Origin of the sequence: Phocaeicola sp. RTP21198st1_B8_RTP21198_201120 (genome assembly GCF_040929485.1) — a bacterium.
Taxonomy (GTDB): domain Bacteria; phylum Bacteroidota; class Bacteroidia; order Bacteroidales; family Bacteroidaceae; genus Phocaeicola; species Phocaeicola dorei.
In genome coordinates this window covers 714-1,168 of the sequence record NZ_JBCOCI010000461.1, presented here as the reverse complement: position 1 = coordinate 1,168, position 455 = coordinate 714, and the positions used below count along the sequence as shown (strand labels likewise).

Below are 455 nucleotides of genomic sequence, written 5' to 3'. Positions count from 1 at the left end.
GCTCAATGGGTTTTTCATCTTGACTTATGGCAGAACCCGTATGCTGTGGCACGCTATTATAATGTTCCTTTGTGGAGCCGGCAGCATTTCGATATTATGAAACCCTTGATGCAGCAGTTGGCAAATGCCGGGCAGAAAGTAATCACAGCCTCGGTAATGCATCATCCATGGGCAGGACAGACAGAAGATCCTTTTGACAGTATGGTATTCCGTATGAAGAAAATAGACGGGAGTTGGGTGTATGACTATACCGTGTTCGACCGTTGGGTAGAGTTTATGATGAGTTTGGGGATCGATCGTCAGATTAATTGCTATACATTGGTTCCGTGGGCCTTGAAGTTTGATTATTACGATCAGGCTACCAATCGTATTCGCTTTGTAGAAGCCAAACCCGGTGAGGCCGCTTATGAAGACTACTGGTTCAGTTTTTTAAAAGATTTTGCAGGGCATTTACG

General features: G+C 44.6%; 1 protein-coding gene. It reads left to right on the top strand.

Features of this window, described 5'->3' with window-relative positions:
• Window positions 1–455, top strand: a 455-nt coding sequence (locus tag AB5935_RS27280) for a glycoside hydrolase domain-containing protein (protein WP_368328011.1), incomplete at both ends; no start/stop codon positions are given.